This is a genomic window from Mesorhizobium sp. WSM4830 (assembly GCF_055811495.1).
Map to the genome: position 1 here is coordinate 12892 of NZ_JBVVQI010000019.1, position 18839 is coordinate 31730.

At 57.9% G+C, this 18839-nt stretch carries 14 protein-coding genes and 3 pseudogenes; 4 read left to right on the top strand and 13 right to left on the bottom strand.

All coding sequences use genetic code 11. The features are described from left to right. Window positions 1–31: 31 nt before the first annotated feature. From AC0L2Y_RS22445 to AC0L2Y_RS22465, 5 genes are all read right to left on the bottom strand, one after another. Window positions 32–985, bottom strand: a complete 954-nt coding sequence (locus tag AC0L2Y_RS22445; RefSeq protein ID WP_473503304.1) for a GDP-L-fucose synthase family protein — start codon at window positions 983–985, stop codon at window positions 32–34. 91 nt (window positions 986–1076) lie between these two features. Then, entirely contained in the window at window positions 1077–2174 is a 1098-nt protein-coding gene (gmd, locus tag AC0L2Y_RS22450; RefSeq protein WP_473503302.1) for a GDP-mannose 4,6-dehydratase, read from the bottom strand. A 142-nt stretch (window positions 2175–2316) separates the two neighbouring features. Next, window positions 2317–3306, bottom strand: coding sequence for a nodulation protein NodZ (locus AC0L2Y_RS22455; protein ID WP_473559576.1), 990 nt, complete (start codon window positions 3304–3306; stop codon window positions 2317–2319). 220 nt (window positions 3307–3526) lie between these two features. Then, a complete protein-coding gene (locus AC0L2Y_RS22460; RefSeq protein ID WP_473559578.1) occupies window positions 3527–4117 on the bottom strand; it encodes a hypothetical protein in 591 nt (196 codons plus the stop codon). Window positions 4118–4311: 194 nt separating this feature from the next. Then, window positions 4312–4506 carry a hypothetical protein gene (locus AC0L2Y_RS22465; RefSeq protein WP_473559580.1) on the bottom strand — a complete coding sequence of 65 codons (195 nt, stop codon included), beginning with the start codon at window positions 4504–4506 and terminating at the stop codon, window positions 4312–4314. Window positions 4507–5357: 851 nt separating this feature from the next. Between AC0L2Y_RS22465 and AC0L2Y_RS22470 the strand changes: the two genes are divergently transcribed. The 4 genes and pseudogenes from AC0L2Y_RS22470 to AC0L2Y_RS22485 all read left to right on the top strand — a co-directional run. Next, a complete protein-coding gene (locus AC0L2Y_RS22470; protein WP_473559583.1) occupies window positions 5358–6791 on the top strand; it encodes a dicarboxylate/amino acid:cation symporter in 1434 nt (477 codons plus the stop codon). Between the two features lie 415 nt (window positions 6792–7206). Then, window positions 7207–8238: a LacI family DNA-binding transcriptional regulator gene (locus tag AC0L2Y_RS22475; RefSeq protein ID WP_473559585.1), complete on the top strand. Its 1032-nt coding sequence runs from the start codon at window positions 7207–7209 to the stop codon at window positions 8236–8238. A 570-nt stretch (window positions 8239–8808) separates the two neighbouring features. Next, the gene (gene nifA, locus AC0L2Y_RS22480) at window positions 8809–10551 is read left to right on the top strand and encodes a nif-specific transcriptional activator NifA (protein WP_473559586.1); all 1743 of its coding nucleotides are present in this window, start codon (window positions 8809–8811) and stop codon (window positions 10549–10551) included. A 295-nt stretch (window positions 10552–10846) separates the two neighbouring features. Next, window positions 10847–10937 (top strand): annotated as a pseudogene (locus AC0L2Y_RS22485) (carboxylating nicotinate-nucleotide diphosphorylase); the annotation flags it as partial. A 678-nt stretch (window positions 10938–11615) separates the two neighbouring features. Here the strand turns inward: AC0L2Y_RS22485 and AC0L2Y_RS22490 are convergent. The 8 genes and pseudogenes from AC0L2Y_RS22490 to AC0L2Y_RS22525 form a co-directional block, all read right to left on the bottom strand. Further along, window positions 11616–12206: a NodA family N-acyltransferase gene (locus AC0L2Y_RS22490; RefSeq protein ID WP_473559587.1), complete on the bottom strand. Its 591-nt coding sequence runs from the start codon at window positions 12204–12206 to the stop codon at window positions 11616–11618. Between the two features lie 483 nt (window positions 12207–12689). Then, complete coding sequence (gene fabG, locus AC0L2Y_RS22495; RefSeq protein WP_473503283.1) at window positions 12690–13427, bottom strand: 3-oxoacyl-[acyl-carrier-protein] reductase; 738 nt, start codon at window positions 13425–13427, stop codon at window positions 12690–12692. A gap of 310 nt (window positions 13428–13737) precedes the next feature. After that, window positions 13738–14946: a beta-ketoacyl-[acyl-carrier-protein] synthase family protein gene (locus AC0L2Y_RS22500; RefSeq protein WP_473559589.1), complete on the bottom strand. Its 1209-nt coding sequence runs from the start codon at window positions 14944–14946 to the stop codon at window positions 13738–13740. Then, the gene (locus AC0L2Y_RS22505) at window positions 14947–15228 is read right to left on the bottom strand and encodes an acyl carrier protein (RefSeq protein WP_473559591.1); all 282 of its coding nucleotides are present in this window, start codon (window positions 15226–15228) and stop codon (window positions 14947–14949) included. A gap of 226 nt (window positions 15229–15454) precedes the next feature. Continuing rightward, a pseudogene (locus AC0L2Y_RS22510) lies at window positions 15455–15591 on the bottom strand (acyltransferase); the annotation flags it as partial. An 880-nt stretch (window positions 15592–16471) separates the two neighbouring features. Beyond that, window positions 16472–17029: an IS5 family transposase gene (locus AC0L2Y_RS22515; RefSeq protein WP_473559593.1), complete on the bottom strand. Its 558-nt coding sequence runs from the start codon at window positions 17027–17029 to the stop codon at window positions 16472–16474. 5 nt (window positions 17030–17034) lie between these two features. Next, window positions 17035–18270 carry a glycosyltransferase family 9 protein gene (locus AC0L2Y_RS22520; RefSeq protein ID WP_473559646.1) on the bottom strand — a complete coding sequence of 412 codons (1236 nt, stop codon included), beginning with the start codon at window positions 18268–18270 and terminating at the stop codon, window positions 17035–17037. A gap of 6 nt (window positions 18271–18276) precedes the next feature. Then, window positions 18277–18792, bottom strand: a pseudogene (locus tag AC0L2Y_RS22525) (cation:dicarboxylate symporter family transporter); the annotation flags it as partial. Window positions 18793–18839: the final 47 nt, after the last annotated feature.

Below are 18839 nucleotides of genomic sequence, written 5' to 3' on the forward strand. Positions count from 1 at the left end.
ACGCAGTCCAACCAGGATGCGCGCATCCACATCAAGCCCCATGAAGGCGAAGAAAATCCTCATACATCGCTTGCAACCCGGCACCAAGAGACGTTTTGGCTTTCCAGCCAAGCTTATGCAAACGCGTTACGTCCAGTAACTTGCGCGGAGTACCGTCTGGCTTCGTCGTGTCGAATACCAGATTGCCCTCCCAGCCGACCGCCGCCTTGACGAGTTCCGCCACCTCGCGAATTGTGACATCCTCGCCAACGCCAACATTAATCAGGGGCGCGGTGTCGGGGGCTGTCAAGGCGTCAAAAGCCGAATCTGGCAGGCCAAGTAGGAACGCAATGGCATCGCCTACATCCGACGAATACATAAACTCTCGCCGAGGCTTTCCGGATCCCCAGACCTCAACCGAGGAGTCGCCGTTTATTTTAGCTTGATGAAAACGGCGTATTAGAGCAGGCAGAACGTGGGAATTTTCGGGCTGATAATTATCGCCGGGACCATATAAGCTGGTCGACATCAACGCGAGATAGCGCGTCTGGTACTGCCGGTTAAAAGACCAACATGCTTCGACTCCGGCGATTTTTGCCAAAGCGTAGGGACGATTCGTCGCTTCAAGCGGACCGGTTAGAAGGTATTCCTCCCGTATCGGCTGCGGGCAGTCGCGTGGATAGATACACGAGGAGCCAAGAAAAATCATCCGTTCGACGCCGGAAGCGTAAGCGGCATCAAAAACACTGAGTTGAATCGCCAGGTTGTTATGAAGGAAATCGACGGGGGAGCTAGCGTTCGCCACTATACCACCAACCTTTGCGGCGCACATAACGACGTAATCAGGCCGCTGCGACATGAAGAACCTGCGCGTCTCGCTCCGGTCAAATAAATCCAGTTGGTCGTGAGTACGTGTTATTATCTCATAGGATCCTAACGCCTCGAGGGCACTCATTGTGGCGGATCCAACAAGGCCGCGATGGCCTGCTACATAGACTTTCTTCATCTTTTTGTTTCCCATGTGATAACGCTATGGACGCTCCTTAAGAACGCAACCGTAACGCTGACAACAAGCTAGCATGGCGCCGCCGTTGTCATCATAACTCTCGTGGACTGTATGAATAATAACCCTGCGCCATCAGCAATGCGTCGCGCTCTGCCATGCGCAAATCTTCCCGAACCATCTCCCTAACCAATTCAATGAAGGAGATTTTTGGCTCCCACCCAAGTTTTTCTTTGGCCTTCCGGGCATCGCCGAGAAGTGTCTCGACTTCTGCAGGACGAAAATAACGGGGATCTACTTTTACGATCAAAGCTCCCGTCTTTGCATCGTACCCCTCTTCGTCGACCCCTTCCCCAACCCAACGAACACCAATGCCGAGTTCAGCGGCCGCGACGGTGACAAATTCGCGCACCGAATGTTGCTCACCGCTAGCGATCACAAAGTCTTCAGCTTGCTCCTGCTGAAGCATCAACCACTGCATCTGGACGTAGTCTCGAGCGTGCCCCCAATCGCGCCGAGCATTAAGGTTTCCCAAGAATAGAGTCGGCTGCATTCCAAGCTTAATCCGAGCCAGGGCGCGCGTTATTTTTCGCGTTATAAATGTTTCTCCGCGCACGGGTGACTCATGATTAAATAAAATGCCGTTACACGCGTACAAATTGTAAGCTTCTCGATAATTTACGGTGATCCAGTGAGCATACAATTTGGCAACAGCGTAGGGTGATCGGGGGTAGAACGGTGTCGTCTCGGTCTGTGGCGTTTCCCGCACCAGCCCGTAGAGCTCAGACGTCGAGGCTTGGTAGTAGCGCGTATGCTCGACGAGCCCCAGGATCCGAATTGCCTCGAGGATACGCAGCGCACCCAACGCGACCGAGTTCGCGGTGTATTCTGGTTGTTCAAAGGAAACTGCAACGTGGCTCTGAGCTGCCAGATTGTAAATTTCGTCCGGCTGAACCAGTTGGATGACGCGCGTAAGGCTGGACGAGTCTGTCAAGTCCCCGTGGTGAAGTGTAAGATCAACGCCACTTTCATGAGGATCATGATAGAGATGGTCTATACGGCCCGTATTGAAAAGAGACGATCGTCTTTTTATCCCATGCACAGAATAGCCCTTTTCCAAAAGCAATTCTGCGAGGTAGGAACCATCTTGCCCCGTGACCCCGGTGATTAAAGCGACTTTTCTCTTTGACAAGCTTGAATCCTTTTGATTTTGACGCGCCGAAGAAAATGCTCGCCTGCGGCGGGATAGCGTGGCGAGAAAGGGGCGCATTGGGCAGGGCGAACGGGGCCTCTGCGCGAAGGCAAGGGAGAGTTCGAGCGGGATGCCAACCCCTTCATGGGGTCGGGGAACGGTCGAAAGAGTTATCAATCAAGATCAAACGACGCGGGTCATTCAAATCGAATTCGATAATTCGTGGCGCGAAGAGGCGGGCATAGCGGGAGAAGGCGCTAGTCGGAGGAAAGCGAATTACAGTGTCGCATCTACCGAGGAGGTACATATCAACGAGAGCGGAAACACCCCCGTCAGTGCCCAGTGCTGCACTGTTTAAGGGGCCGGCCTGATCCGCTTTGAAGCGTTTTGGGACGGTGAAAAGTTCGGGAAATACGCCCGACAAGTGATCAACAACCTGGGCGCTGTCTGTACACAAGAACACCCTTACAGGCCTTGGATGCGGTTGAGCTTTGGCCATACGAATGGCAGTGCATACCTGCTCTAAGGCAACCTTTGGATCAGCCCAGTAAGGTGCATGATCCATAATATCTCCGCCGTTGCCGTGGCGGACATGGACCCCAATTATGCTGTGCCCGGCAAAGTGTTCCTGGTAGAGCGCTTCAATCCGATCCTCAATTTCGGCCCTCGGTGTGATGCTCCGAAATATCGTTCGCTCGGCTTGCTCATCGCAGCGCCACATCAAGCAAGCATCACACACTACCGTGTTGGCTTCACAATCATCTTGGGCCTGGAAAAGATCCTTAAGCTCGTCGCGTTCTTGGAAAATCTGTTCATTCGGACGGTACACGCAGTCGATGGATGGCTTGTTCCACCACGACGGGAAGAAGGGACCGGGGAATGAGACGTGGTTGATCTCGTCATCGCAAATGACCCGTACACCACCGATCTCTTCAATTGGCTTGAAGAAAGCCGGAAAGGCATTCGCAAACGGATTGTCGAGGTAACAAGAGCCGCGCCAATCTATTGCTAAAGCCCGTCCCGTCCGATGTGCGTAGTCCCATGCCGACGCGAGAGACCACAGGCAATCACCGAGACCCTCGCGCCGTCGAGAAACTACAAACCGATCCATCCTTGAGCCATCAACAAGCATCTAAATTGCCTCTTTCCAAAACACCACAAACCTCAGCTTTGCTGCTGCCCTTTGAGGCAAGCGCCTGCGCAATTCGGGGGAGCTTGTCGTGCTGCGCCAACGCGATGTAGCTTGCGTCGATCGAGGAAGTGCCTGGCCGCGATGGACGCGCGCCTAGGCTGGAATTCGGCGCACACCAGAAAATGCTCTTCGGAGCCAACGCAAACATCAACGACTTTCCCTAAAGGCTTACATCCTTTGAATTCATTCTATGCAACGTGCCGCAACATCCGTAAAATCGTCTGTTTCGATGAAACGCATCCACGCCATGGATGGTTAATGACATGGGTTCCAGCGCGTTGACCTGAACGTTGCGCGTCACTGCTAATCCCAGGGGAACCTTACGGCGACAGCACGCAGCATGACCCAAGTCAGCCGGCCATGAGCGCGGCCGCGACGACGATCCCGATGATGTCCTCCGTGTGCGGCCAAGAAGATTGAGCTTGTCCCAAGACGCTTCGTCTGTAGTACACCCCTCCGCCGAAAACGGATATTTGCCGAACGGTTTAAGGACGGGGCTGTCGCGGAGAGACTCGCCGGACCGTTCACCACTTGGGCTGGCGCTCGGCGGCAGGCCGGCCGACCGCGCCGTTATCCGTCCCAGGATTGACAAGCGGTTCGCCCGGCAGAGTTTATCGCGCAAGCGGCGCACTCTTGCGTCGGCGTTCTCTCGCTCGCCGATCTCGCCGGCGAGCGCTTCGTTCGAGCGCTGGAACTCCGCCGTGCGCAGTTCAAGGCGATGCTCCAGTTCCGCATTCAGGAGCACAAGCACTTCGCCGCTGCCGGATCGCCCGCCGTCGGACAATGATGAAAGCGAAGAACCCCACGAGAACGAGGGCAAGCAGCGTAGTCAGCGGGCTGTCATGACCGTCGAGGAGATTTCGGTGTTGGCGTGAACGACATGCGCCAGCCCGGAACTGCTTTGCCGAGTTCTCCGAAACCGCAACGAAACCGGCTGATCGACTCTCAGGACTTGCGGTGACCAGGTTGCCGCCGCGGCGGGAAAAGTGGCACCGCCTCGGAAAGTTGCGCCCGGTAACTGTAGATGATCGCGAGCGGTTTGAGTCCCCCTTTTTTGGAAAGCGGTGAGAGAGCGCGAAAACGCCATTGGGACACGCTCATGGCAAGAACCACGCCGCGCTCATCGCTCGTGAACACCACGAAGCCGCACTCCAGCCAACGCGACTCGACCCGGTCGAGCTACACCTTCACCACAATCACACCGAGCGGCCCCTCCGGCCCATCGAACCGGCTCGACAGATAGGGCCTAGGCCGCGCTAACCGGTGCCGAGCGTATGTTGCATAGCCGCGCTATCCGCCATCGCCTCGGTGAAGTGGTGGCGAAAGCGGTAAACCCTGCCGACGAAACTGGTCGGCTCGCCGGCATTGCTCGCAGCAGCCGCTATGCCCTAACGTTTAATGACGTAGATTCTAGAAACCGGCATGGCGCGCGATGGCGCGAAGCTTGTCATCAAGCGCGGCTTCGTTGGTAGGTGCTCGGACTGCGAAGCATCTCCTGAACCGCATCGTCGCGTGGGAGGACCAGCGGAATCACTCCCTGCTTCTCGACCTTCCCTTTCAAACTGGTCGGCTGCAAGCGGGAACCCGGCAAGAGCACGGGTCGCGCAGGGCAGCCGCTCTGGTGCCGGCGATGCGGCCCGTTGCAAAGACGACGAGCAGAGCGACCGCACAAGGAATTGCAAGCCAGAGAGGGCGCGCTGGAAGGCGCCCTTGCCAATGTCTTCTTCTGCCATCGCATTATTCAGACCGACCATTAACGAACCATAGTGCGGAATTCCGCCAGAAGGGAAAGCGATCCGTGCGGAAAACCGCACAATCTTGCTGCGCAATTGTAGAAAGTACCTGAGATCCCGGCGATTTCGAGGTTTTCTTGGTTTGGCACGGCTCTTGCGCCAAGAACGCAGCAGCGTTCGACCGGAGCGCCGCGATGGGAGAAGCCGCGGGAAGAGAGGAAGAGCCCGCCCCAAACCGGTCAGGGAGAGGAAACTTACATGTTGACCCCGCTGGCCCCCAGCGCAAACCGCGCACCCCGCAAGACCTTTTATGCCAAGCCTTACGTACAGGTGCTTGTCGCAATCATTCTCGGAGTTGCAGTTGGCCATTTTTATCCGCAAATCGGAGAAAACCTGAAGCCGCTCGGCGATGCCTTCATCAAGCTCGTCAAGATGATCATCGCGCCCGTTATTTTTCTGACCGTGGCGACTGGGATTGCCGGCATGAGCGATCTTCAGAAGGTCGGCCGTGTTGCCGGCAAGGCGATGATCTATTTCTTCACCTTCTCGACGCTCGCGCTTATCGTCGGGCTCATCGTCGGCAATGTCATTCAGCCTGGCGCCGGCCTCAACATCGATCCGACCTCGCTCGACGTCCAGGCCGTCAATGGCTATGCCTCAAAGGCCCACGAGCAGTCCGTGACCGGCTTCCTGATGAACATGATCCCGACCACGATTGTCGGCGCCTTTGTGGAAGGCGACATTCTACAGGTGCTGTTCTTCTCCGTCCTCTTCGGCATCGCGCTGGGGATGGTAGGAGAAAGGGGCAAGTCGGTTCTTTCCTTCCTTCAGGACCTCACTGCACCCGTTTTCAAATTGGTCAGCATCCTGATGAAAGCCGCGCCGTTAGGCGCTTTCGGAGCAATGGCCTTCACGATTGGCAAATATGGCATCGGCTCGGTGGCCAACCTTGCGATGCTGGTCGGGACCTTCTATGTCACCGCCTTGCTCTTCGTGTTCGGGGTTCTCGGTGCAGTCTGTCGCTATAACGGCTTCTCGATCTTTTCTCTGATCCGCTACATCAAGGAAGAGCTGCTGCTGGTCCTCGGAACATCCTCCTCCGAGGCCGCGCTGCCCTCTCTGATGGAGAAAATGGAAAAGGCAGGAGCCAAGCGCTCGGTCGTGGGCCTCGTCGTCCCGACCGGATATTCCTTCAATCTGGATGGCACCAATATCTACATGACCCTCGCGGCCCTTTTCATCGCGCAGGCGACGAATACCGATTTGTCAGTTAGCGATCAGGTCCTCCTGCTGCTCGTCGCGATGCTGTCCTCAAAGGGTGCAGCAGGTGTCACAGGTGCCGGCTTCATCACGTTGGCCGCTACGCTCTCCGTAGTGCCGGCCGTTCCGGTTGCTGGAATGGCGCTGATCCTTGGCGTCGACCGCTTCATGTCGGAATGCAGGGCACTGACGAATTTGGTCGGTAACGCGGTGGCATCGCTCGTCGTCGCCCGCTGGGAAGGCGAATTGGATCAGGCGCAATTGAAAGCTGCCTTCTGCGGCCACCAGCCTGCCGAGACATCAACCGGCCAGCCATCAATAGCGCCCGCGCCGAGCAAGTCGGCAGCATCGTTACCGGTTGAATCGCCCGGCTGCTCGCAGACGTCGGACAATCGAGCCGCGGGCTCCAAACGGCCTCTCGCGGGCAGATAAAATCCCGAAATGTAGTGAGTACAAAATCATGTGCGCCTTGCGAAGGTCTCGCACCAGTCACGACACACAAGTCATCGATGATGCGCTTAATGCTTACGAAGATTGCGACGGTTGGTGGAACCGACCGCGGAGCACGATCGGACCCCACCACGATCAGCTCTCGTCGGCCCGGCTGAACAATTCGCCCACGTTCTACGCAACCAAGCGATGTTGGCGTAGTGGAATCAATGATCTATGGGCATCGATGATGTCGAAAACGGTCGGAAGGCGCGTGGTCCACGTTTCGGCTTCTACCTCGCACCGCGCCACGACAAGAATTCCGATAGCGAACAGGATTGATGCAGGAATGATAGATTTTACTGAAACTTATCATTACCGGGTTTCTTCCTGATGTCGTTTTAATCAGACTCCGACAATGGCGAAGCGACCCACAATTGCTGATATCGCCCGGGAAGCCGGGGTCGGTGTTGCCACCGTTGACCGAGTTCTGAATGCTCGTCATCCGGTGCGGGAGGAGACTGCGCATCGGGTCTTAGCGGCGGCACAGGCCATCGGATATCACGCCGCAGGTCTTATCAAGCAGCGCCTGCAGCGGGACCTACCGCACTATCGGCTTGGCTTCATCCTGAGAAAACCGGCTCACCACTTCTACCAGGGCTTCGCGCGTGAGGTCGAAACAGCGGTCAACGCGGCGACGTGCTTCCATGGCACTCCGCTCATCGAATTCGCGCCATCCCACATGCCGTGCGACCTTATTCCACTGCTCAAGAAATTCGGCGCGCGCTGCCACGCGATCGCCATGGTGGCGCCGGACCATCCGGCGATCACGGCAGCCGTCCAAGAACTCAAGGCAAAAGGCATCCCCGTTTTCTCGCTGCTCTCCGATTTCGCCGAAGGTGTTCGTGAGGGCTACATCGGCCTCGACAATCGCAAGGTCGGGCGGACGACAGCGTGGATGCTTTCAAAGGTCGCAAGAGGGCCCGGCAAGGTGGCGGTTTTTGTCGGCAGCCACCGTTTTCAGGGCCAGGAGCTGCGGGAGGTCGGCTTTCGCTCCTATTTCCGTGAGAATGCACCGACATTCGAGCTGCTCGATCCGCTCGTGAACCTTGAGGCACGGCAGATCACCTACGAGGCCACGCTGGATCTCATGCAACGGGAACCCGAACTCACCGGCTTCTATGTGGCCGGCGGAGGTATGGAGGGAGCGATCTCCGCGCTCCGTGAAGAAGGCGAACGCCGGGGTCTCGTCGCGATCGTTAACGAGATCACGCCGGAGTCACGGGCAGCACTCGCAGATGGCATGATCACGATGTCCGTCGCCACGCCCCAGCGCCGGCTTTGCCAGGAACTGATGACGCTGATGGCCGAGGCCATCACTGTCGGCACTTCGGAGACGCTTGGGCAGACTTTTCTGCCGTTTGAGATCTATCTGCCGGAAAACATCTGAGAACTGATAAAATACTATCATGAGAGTCTAATTTCGTTTCATCGATGAAAGAAAAGCAGTGGGAGTTTGGTTGACTCACCTCCCCTATTCCGCTCTCGTTTAACAACGAATGATTGCTGCGCGGCGGAAGCCAGTCAGCCGAGAACGACGACCCGCACTTCATGGAAAAGAAAGGAAAGCCATGCGTCAAGCATCGCTCCGCTTTGCGATCGACCGCATGACGGCGCCCCAACTTGCCAGGGCCGCACTTGCCCGCGGCCCGGGCGTGACTGGCATCGACATTAACGATCATCTCGGCGGCAATCTCATTGCTGGCGAAAAGCCGGCTGCAGACGTCTGTCTCGCTGGCGAATCAATCGTCACGACTATCTTTATCAACGCCTTTTCGTGCTCCAATGAATCCCCGCGTGCCAGGCCGAGGCGAGCAAACTCGTCGATTATGCAGCGGCCCTCGGAGCGAAGACGCCCACGAATGCATGGCGCGAGATGGATGATCACATCTAACACGATACCCGCAACTCCGAGCAAAGTGCCAGGCAGGTCTCGTCACGCTGCATATCGCTTCCAAAAATGAAGAAGCCTAATTCAAAGTGCGAGGCCAATCACGTGGTCCATATAGTGCCGTTGCGCGAGAGGGCGCCAGACATCTTCGAAACATCGAAAGCACTCACCGCCCCCTCTGGGCTCGAAGCCACGTTGGCCAATGTCGTCGATCTCCTGCCATCGTTGGTGCAGGTGCGGCACGGCATCATCTCGCTCTTCGACGGTGCCGGCATACCGGACATGACCGTCGGCGCCGGGTGGAGCGAAGGCAGCGATGAGCACTACCGGAAGCATCTGCCACGGACGGCGATCGACCAGATCATAACGACGGGCATGGCGCTCGCCGCCGAGAACATAGCGGTGGATCCGGCCTTCAACGCCGCCGACAAGCACGTGCTCGGGGCGTCCGACAACGTCAAAGTGTCGTTCATCGGCGTACCCATTCGCGTCGATGCGAACGTCGTGGGCACGCTGACCATCGACCGCATCCTGGACAACAAATCAGCTTCCCTCCTCGATTACGACCTCCGCCTCCTTACCACAATCGCCAATCTGGTTGGACAGACAGTGAAGCTGCATCGCCTGTTCGCGTCCGACCGCGAGCGACTGATGGCTGAGAAAATCCGGTTGCAAACGCAATTCGGCGAGCTCAAACAGCCTGGGCAGGAGCGAAAAAAGGCTCACGTCAAGGGCATCATTGGCGACAGCCCGGCGCTGCGCGGGCTGCTTGAGAAGGTCGCGTTAGTAGCCAGGTCCAACAGCACCGTTTTGCTGCGCGGCGAATCCGGGACCGGCAAGGAGCTGGTCGCCAAGGCCGTTCACGAGCTGTCGGGGCGCGTCAAGCGGCCGTTCATCAAGCTCAATTGCGCAGCGCTCCCTGAGACAGTCCTGGAATCCGAACTGTTCGGTCACGAAAAGGGTGCCTTTACCAGTGCATTCAACTCGCGCAAGGGGCGCTTTGAGCTCGCCGACAAGGGAACGTTGTTTCTGGATGAGATCGGTGAAATTTCGGCCTCGTTCCAGGCAAAGCTGCTGCGCGTGCTGCAGGAGCAGGAGTTCGAGCGCGTCGGCAGCAACCAGACGATTAAGGTCGACGTCCGCGTGATTGCCGCCACGAACAGGAACCTGGAAGACGCTGTTGCAAGGAACGAGTTTCGCGCAGACCTTTATTATCGCATCAGCGTTGTTCCCTTGCTGGTGCCGCCGTTGCGCGAACGGCGCAGTGATATTCCGCTTCTTGCCGCTGAGTTTCTCAAGAATTTCAACAACGAGAACGGCCGTACGCTGGCTTTCGATGCAAGTGCGACTGAAGTTCTGATGAACTGTGCTTTTCCCGGAAATGTCCGCGAGCTTGAAAATTGCGTGCAGCGGACAGCGACCCTGGCAGCGGGAGCGTCAATCGTCAGAAAGGACTTTGACTGCTGCCACGGCCAATGTCTTTCCGCGATGCTATGGAAGAATACATCGAAGGAGACAGCGCCGAAATCGGAGCCAATGGCACCATCGCCACTGAACCCTGCCATGCAATCGTCTGGTGGTTTTGCTTCGCCCGCCGTCGCGGCCCCGTCTGTTGACAGCGAGCAGGCACTATCAGTGCCTGTCAGGGTAGGCCTCGTAAGCGACGCGAAGATGACCGATCGCGAGCGTCTCACCGCGGCCATGGAAAGATCCGGCTGGGTACAGGCAAAGGCAGCGCGCCTGCTTGGATTGACGCCGCGCCAGATTGGCTACGCGCTGAAGAAATACGGTATCGAGATCAAGTGTCTCTGAACCGGCTGTCGGACTTCCGATGTGTCAGGGCCGTGACATAGCGCACGAAGCGAATAGCTGGGACAAATCAAGCGTCGGTGTGAGGCGGTGCAGCCTTCCTGTCGGCGCTTGCCGCAATCCAGTATCAAGCGACATCCGAAAGTGACCCCTCGGCGACACTTAAAACTGCCCCCCTTGGTTGATGGAGTGTGGCTCGGTCCCGGAGTCCACAGGAGGGACCCGCGCGTAGCGGAGCGCCTCCACGCGGCCGGCGGAGCGGAGCGCGGGAGATACCTGTGGGCCCGCGGGTGCCGGCACGGTCGCGGCGATCGCGCCGACCGGGGTGGATCTCATCTCCGTCGGCTGGCTCACCCACAGCGCCCATCCTCGATCTCGGATTGGCTTTTCATGATCTTTGCCTCCGTGTCGATCAGCAGGCCACATACTCGTCTTCCGCATCGGCAGCAGTGCCAACCATCATCGGGAATATGGCCAGCCGAACGGGCGCAAGCAGCATTGAAGTGGGCCTTCGGCAAAGTGTTTCGCGCTGGCGTCAAGCGCTCACCAGCCGTCGAACGCCTGATCCGGTCACATATCAGCGTTCGTCGATCGGGGGTTTGGCAGCAAGGCCGAGCCTGCCTCGTTGGCCATCGGCGCAATTTTCGGCGGGAGACTGTGTCTTGCCGTCCTCAACAATATGAACGACCCATCCCCCACCGCAACGCTTGACGCGCACGTCATTGAGTTCGCCAGCCACCATTGCTGCCCCTCATTTCGTCGCGTTAAGGTGAGACTGAGAGTCGCTCCCGCACATCGGAAAACACGGGGCCTTACGTAACCTCAATCACCGATTTTAGAATAGCCGATGCCTTTCGATTCAGGGTGACGGCGATTCAGGTCCGGAACGTCCGTGCGCGCGGAACCTCGCGCTCGGATCGATTCAGGTGCTCAGATTTTGCATGATAATTCAGCCTTAATCATCCACAGCAAACTTGAATGGGAACGCGTATTCAGTCCGAGAGTAGCTCTGCAAAAACCCGCGACTTTGGTGCCCTCTGCGCGATCACCCGGCACTTCAAGATGTTTCATAGCTCCGGACCGTTCCGAACGATCAGCGTGCCGGATGGCCAATCGCTCATCGAGCGTCCAATCGGCACAACCACGACGAGCACGTCCTCGACGCGCGTGGGCGGCAGGTCGAGACACACATCTGCAAGAGTGGACTGCACGCGAACGCCCGACACAATCGCCGCCAGGCCGTCTCTGCAAAACCTCTCCATATGGTTCCGCATCGCGTGCCGAAAGGTGCCGAAAGCGAATGGCACTCCAAGCTGCCGCAATATTGGATATAAAACGCGCATTGAATGACCGATCCCTTGTCCCTCAAGATCCGCACGCACCCCGTACAACCCCAAGTCGGCCACCATGAGATCGACCTCGTCAACCTTGATGAAGCGGCGTAGTATGCCGATATGAGCCGCTACGCCATGCGCGTCGTAGCTGATTGCGCGGAGCTCCGGCCTCGCACCGGCCCAGCTACGGCCGCCTTCGAATGGCTCTGAGTTGAAGGCCCCAGTCGATCCGTAGGTCTTTCGGAAAAACTCGGAGAGTTCGACATGGTCGGACTGTTGCAACTCATTTTCCCAGCACAACCTCCACCGCACGTCAGAGCACATGGAAAGACCTCATCTTTGTTGCTGTTTTGTTGGGGAAGCGCCGGCAGGTGTACGCTTGTCGCATCGAGCCGGCTCGATGTAGCTTGCGCAGGTCCCTAAGAAACTAGCCGCAAAGAACATGGGACTCCGTTGTGTTCGGAGCACACCGGAAGGCGTACACCAGAAAAATACTACTCGGAGCCAATGCAAACATCGATAATTACCCTTTGGCTTACATCTTTGAAATCTTGCTATGCGACGTTCTGCAGAAGGCAAAATCGTTTGTTTCGATGAATTGCATCCACGCTATGGATAGGAAAAGACATGCGTGTCAAAGAGCTTGATCTAAACCTCCGCCCAAGGCGGCCTTGATCACGAGGCTTGGACCCCCGCCAGTTGCCCGACCGACCCGCTCGTCAGTTGCCAAACCAACCGACTGCTATCTGGGTGGGAACCTTCCTCCACTGTTGATACGCGTCATCGGGGCGCACTGAACTTTTCACGCTAAATCATTGCCATACCACCGTTCACATGAACGGTCTGGCCGGTGATGTAGGCGGCCTCGTTCGAGGCCAGGTAGACCACAGCCGAGGCGACTTCCACGCCGGTGCCCATGCGCCTGGCCGGAATGGCGGCCATGATCGCTTCTTTTTGCTTGTCGTTCAGCTTGTCGGTCATGGCCGATTCGATAAAGCCCGGCGCCACGCAGTTAACCGTCACGCCGCGTGTCGCGATCTCCTGCGCCAGCGATTTCGACACGCCGATCATGCCAGCCTTTGAGGCGCAATAGTTCGCCTGGCCGGGATTGCCGGTTACGCCGGACACGGAGGTGATGTTGATGATGCGGCCGTTGCGGCGGCGCATCATCGAATGGGTCAGTTCGCGTGTGAGCCGGAACATGGCGGTCAGGTTGACCTCGAGGACCGCGTCCCAGTCCGCGTCCGACATGCGGATAAAAAGCCCGTCCTTGGTGATGCCGGCATTGTTGACCAGTATGTCGACGCCTTCGAGATCGGCTTCCGCCTTTGCGCCCAGCGCCTTGACCTCGTCGCGGTTCGAGAGGTTCGCCGGAAACAGTCTTGTGCGCCCGCCAAGTTCGGCAGCCAACGCCTCGAGCTTTTCGACACGCGTGCCGTGCAGGCCGACGGTTGCGCCCTGCGCGTGCAGCGCCCGCGCCACGGCCTCGCCGATTCCACCGCTTGCTCCGGTGACGAGCGCCTTGCGGCCGGTCAGATCGAACATTGTTATCGATTTCCCTTTCTAAGGACCGGCTTCGCATGGAAGCGGCCACTGGCGGCCCTGCGTGCCTCCAGACATTGTCGGGTAAAGCTTTGGACAAACCCTCGAGCCGAACCGAAGGGCCTCGCTTAACCTTCCGGGTAGCCGTACGTCCACGCGCTTCAACAGTTGAGAATTTTGTAAAAACGGGGCCCCGGCTCGACCAGCTTCCGCTGCCACTTGGCGCATTCACCGAGGCGGTCCAAGGCCACGTCCTTCACAATCGTTGCAAGCATTTGAGAGACAGAGTTACTGGAGGCATCTGGCATGGCTTCTACACCTGCTTGAACGCCAGAACTGCGTTCATGCCGCCCATGGCGAAGGCGTTGCTCAGTGCCACGCGCACCTTGCGCTCGCGCGCCACATTGGGCGTGACGTCGAGATCGCAATCGGGGTCTGGCTCGCGATAATTGGCGGTCGGCGGCACGATGCCCTCCTGAATCGCCATCACGCAGGCGATCATTTCAAGTGCGCTCGCCGCGCCGAGGCAATGCGCGTGCATGGACTTGGTGGACGAGACAGACATCGAATAGGCATAGTCTTCGAAGACGCGCTTGATCGCCGCCGTCTCGGTGCGGTCGTTGGCCTTGGTGCCGGTGCCGTGGGCGTTGAGGTAATCCACGTCCTCGGCATTCAGCCCGGCGTCGGCAAGGCAAGCGCGCATCGCGGCCTCCGGCCCCTCGATGGACGGCGCGACGATGTGGAAGGCATCGCCGGAAAGGCCGATGCCTGCAATCTCGGCAAGCATTGTGGCACCGCGCGCCGCGGCATGCTCATAGCTCTCCAGCACGGCCATGCCCGCACCCTCACCTATCACCACTCCCTTCCTGTCAGCGGAGAAGGGCCGGCAAGTATCCGGAGCGAGGGCGCGCATTGCTTCCCATGCCTTCAGCTGAACGCATACGAGTGGCGCTTCGGCGCCTCCGGCAAGCATTACGTCGGCCCGGCCGAGCCTGATCTGATCCGCCGCCAAAGCCATTGCATGATTGGCTGATGCGCATGCAGACGCGATGGCAAAGACCGGGCCGCGCAGGCCGAGGCTCATGCTGACCTGGCTGGCAGCGGCGCTCGGCAATCCCTTTGGTGCAGCGTAGAGGCCAGTACGCTTCGCGCCGTCCAAATAGAGGGCGCGGTAGGTTTTTTCGACCGTTCCCCAGCCCCAGCCGCAGACGCCCACTGTCGCGCCGAAGCGATACGGATTTCCCTCGTCGCAGGAAAGTCCGGCGTGTTGCACGGCTTCGCGCGCTGCAAGCACAGCGAGCAAGCTGAGGCGATCCATGGAGACGAGCTGGTTGCGGCCGATGTCGTGCGTGGGCAGCTCCTTGATCTCTGTACCGACAGTGCCCTTCATCTCATGAAGCTCGGAAGTGACCATCGGGCGGATGGCGGAGCGGCCTTCGCGCATCTCTTTCCAGATAGAGGCGGCGTTGTTGCCTAGGCCGCAAAGCCCGCCCATCCCAGTAATGACGACTCGCCTGTCCAATCAGACCTCCTTCGCGAGCAAACCGCGGACGGCTTCCACCATGTCGCCGACATTTTGGAGATTCGACCAGGCGTCGGCCGCGTTCATGTCGATCTGGATTCCGTAGGCCTGCTCCACATCCCAGAGGAGATCCGCCAGACCCAGCGAATCGACTCCGAGCGAGGTCAGTTCCGTGGCAGTCGTTATTTCGCCGATGATGGACGCACTCATTCCCTCGCCGCTCTCCGATTGGAGGCGGTTCTTGATCGTGGCAATGATTTCCGTTGCGAGTTGATCAGCCATTCTGTTCCTTTCCTAATAATGCCTTTTGACGTGGGCGGGTCGCCATGCCTCTGCCAACCGCGTCGCGAAAATTGTCCCTGACCACGCTTGTGCACTCACCAATACCAATTGGATTATAGAGATGGTCTGCGGCGTAGGCGTCGATGACGAAGGACGTTGCCGGCACCCATTTTGCGCCAGCACACCGAGCATCTCGGAAGTGCAAAGTGGACCGCCGTCAAACGTGTCGGCCGCCTTCGAATGGCTTTGCGTTGAAGACCCCAGTCGGTCCATAGGTTTTTCGGAAGAAGCCGGAGAGTTCGAAATGGTCGCCAGCTACAACTCTTTTTCCCAGCAAAACTTCCATCGCACGTCTGAGCTCATGGAAAGATTTTCTCCTTTCGGGCTCTTTTTCGCAGTCCTCACACGATAGTGGTAGCGGGTGGTCAGTGTGTGTGAGGTGCTGTCGTCATGCGAGATTCCGAAGGATTGATAAAATCGTTTGTTTCGATGAGAGGCATCCACGTTGTGGATAGAGATACATTTCAATGCGATGCAGAAGAGTCTATCACAACGACCACCATGGGGACGCAAAGCGGCCATCCACCCATTTCCCTCCGCCCTTCTATTCCAGCCACCAAGAAACGCCTTTGGGCGTCCGAGAATATGCCGGATGGGCCGACGACCGTTCAGGGCAGCGATATCGACGAGGTCTATGAACGTGTGGTGGAGGTGGCGCGGGCAGAAGCCGAAGACAATACGCTGATCGTTCACCTGGATTGCCGTCCGTCGACATATGGATGCAAGAGTTGATCCGATAGATCGCATCAAGAGGCGGCGAGCGTTATACAAATATCGGTGCCATCTAAATTTGAATGAATGTCCGGCCGGGATGATCAGGCCCACGACCGAACGCCCGGCGCGCGCGCCTTCGACAGGCGCGGCCCTCACCAGAATGCCGACCGGCTTGAACACCGGCGCGACGAGCGCCTGAAGCAAAGAAAGGGCAGGCGTGCCCCTCTCTCCGAACATCGCCAGAGCGATGCCGGGAAGGACAGGACCTGGAGAATGTCGGAGCGGGTTGCGACTCGGCGGAACTGCTTGAGCTTGGAGAAGCAGCACTCGACGAGTTTGACGCTGGGCATAGAGGTGCCTGTCGAGCGGATATTTGAGTGAGCGTGATGGATTGTTGGGTAGGACAGCAACTGCATTCATGGCGGCGATGGCTTGGCGTAACCGGCGATGGCTTGGCGTATAGTCGGCGTCATAGGCGGTGTCGGCCATGACCACGTCGGCGGACAGTCTTTCGATCAAGGCTGCGGCTTGCGGCGCCATCGCTCTTTTGCCTGCAGTAAGCGTGAACCGCACAGGGCACCCCAACCGGCGAACGGCCATGTGTATCTTTGGTGCTCAGGCCGCCGCGGGAGCGACCAAGGGCCTGATCTACAGCCCCCCTTTTTTTGGCCCCAGCCGCATGTTGGTGGGCTCGGACGATGGTGGAATCGATGATTAGATATTCAAAGTCCGGATCATCGGACATCGCCTCGAAGATGCGCCACCAGATATCCTTGCTGCTCCATCGACTGAAGCGGCGGAATACGCTGTTCCAATCGCCGAATACATTGGGAAGACCGCGCCAGGGGGAGCCCGTTCGCACAATCGATAGGACCGCCTCGACGAACATCCCATTATCGCGGCCCGTCGATCCCTTCTGATCAAGACGCCCGATGATCAGCGGCGACGTCCTATCCCACGCCGCGTCACTCGCCCCAAAAGCAGTCTTGAATATGCTACGGCCAAAAAGGGAATCTGGAGAGTCCACACGCCCTAAGCTGCCTCCCCGCGCGCGATGTTCGTGCTGGCCGCACCGCCCAGAGCCACAATAAGTTTGTCCCGCCCCTTACAATAATTCATCAAGGCGTCTACCTCGGCAATCACCAGATCGGGCGTGATGTCGAACTTGCAGCGGACTTTGACCGGACAGCGCCGCACTTTGTCCAGACCACATCCGCGACATTCAATAACGCTCATAAGCATGCTGACCAGGGGACCACGAAACCCCCAGATTTCCGGCAGATGTGACGCGGTGAAAATGCCGACAGTAGGGCGGCCAAGCTGGGCAGCGACATGCCCAGTGCCCGAATTGTTCGACACCACGAGTGCGGCCGATTTGACGAGATGATTGAATTCCAATTCTGACAAGTCGACAGCCGTTCGAATGTCCGCGGCTCCACCGTCGCGAGCTATCATCGCGACCTCCTCAAGCGCTTCCCGGCTTTCGTCACGGCCGACGAGGATCACCTCACCGCGGGTAGAAAGAGCAGCGACAAGTTTGCCAAAATTTTCAATCGGCCAATCCCGCAGGCTGGAATTCGAAAACGGAGCCACGACGATCGGGGACTTGCCTTCTGTCGAACTCTGTCGGCGGCCCGCTTCACTTTCGGCGTCGAAATAGGCCCCTGCCTTTGCGACCAGAAAGAGGAGAATTTCCGACACATGCTGAAGACGTACCTGCTTACGGTCAACGAACCAATCAAGCCATCGGCGAGGGACTTTGTCGGCGACCCCTATTTTTTGGGTCAGCTTGTAGAAGATGCTTCTGCGTAATTTCAGATCGAATGGCGCTATCGCAATATCGATCTGATGCATGGCGTAAGGATCAACTATAGCCGCACGATGCCTGGCGGGGACTTCGAGCAAAATGGGCCTTGTCTCATCCGGAACACGCATATCAATGGCAAGATCAAACTCGCCGGTCAGCAGCGGCCGTATGTCGGCCGCTTTCTTGCGCCTATCGACCTTCGGGTTGCGCGGAAAGAAATCAAAAGCAACGTAATCGTCGGCGAGGTCGAACTGTTTTGCAGTGTCGATGTTCCAGCTTCCAACCACCAGCGTAATGTGGGCATGCGCAAAGCGCTGACGCAGGTCCTTCAGGGGCGCTAGAGACATCCAAAAGTCTCCGACATGATCAAGCTTAAGCGCCAAAATTCTCATCTTGGCGCTTGACTGTTTCTGCTCTTCCCAGCTGCGGTATATAACTTGATTGCCGTCGTGCTTTGTCAAATATCCCATTGCCATTCCGAAGATTATCAGGACCTGGAGAATGTCGCCTTCGGCGAACGCACCAACGATGGTTGACGGGACGATGTCATCAGGAAGCCGGTCACGAATTGTTCGTGAACCTCGGCGGCATAGCCCTTCACCCTCTGAACATCGAGCGAGGCTGGATCAATGTTGAGGCCGGCACCTGGCTGACGACATTTGCGACAATGAGACCGACAATCGATGCGAGGCTCGAGAAGGTGAGGAAATAATTCATCGCCTTGCGGCGACCCGGCCGACCTTCTTGAGATCGTTCATGCCGGCGATGCCGGTCGCAATTGTCAGGAAGCTGACAGGCGCGATGATCATCTTCACGAGCTTGATGAAAGCATCACCGAGCGGCTTCAGGCTCTCGCAGACCTCCGGATACAAACAGCCAACTGCGACGCCAACGGCGACTGCGGCAAGCACCTGCACATAAAGCCGGGCAAAATGGGGCTTACGAGGTCCGGCGTTCACGCCGTGGGCTTGTGGAGCTAACACCGTCTCTCTCCCTGAACGGACTGGGGGCCTCTTGCTCGTTTCAAGGC

What these genes read in the sequence shown, in the direction of transcription:
- AC0L2Y_RS22445 (WP_473503304.1), bottom strand. Translation starts at nt 985, where the DNA reads ATGAAGAAAGTCTATGTAGCAGGCCATCGCGGCCTTGTTGGATCCGCC.
- AC0L2Y_RS22455 (WP_473559576.1), bottom strand. Translation starts at nt 3,306, where the DNA reads ATGCTTGTTGATGGCTCAAGGATGGATCGGTTTGTAGTTTCTCGACGG.
- AC0L2Y_RS22470 (WP_473559583.1), top strand. Translation starts at nt 5,358, where the DNA reads ATGTTGACCCCGCTGGCCCCCAGCGCAAACCGCGCACCCCGCAAGACC.
- AC0L2Y_RS22475 (WP_473559585.1), top strand. Translation starts at nt 7,207, where the DNA reads ATGGCGAAGCGACCCACAATTGCTGATATCGCCCGGGAAGCCGGGGTC.
- nifA (WP_473559586.1), top strand. Translation starts at nt 8,809, where the DNA reads ATGAAGAAGCCTAATTCAAAGTGCGAGGCCAATCACGTGGTCCATATA.
- AC0L2Y_RS22490 (WP_473559587.1), bottom strand. Translation starts at nt 12,206, where the DNA reads ATGTGCTCTGACGTGCGGTGGAGGTTGTGCTGGGAAAATGAGTTGCAA.
- fabG (WP_473503283.1), bottom strand. Translation starts at nt 13,427, where the DNA reads ATGTTCGATCTGACCGGCCGCAAGGCGCTCGTCACCGGAGCAAGCGGT.
- AC0L2Y_RS22505 (WP_473559591.1), bottom strand. Translation starts at nt 15,228, where the DNA reads ATGGCTGATCAACTCGCAACGGAAATCATTGCCACGATCAAGAACCGC.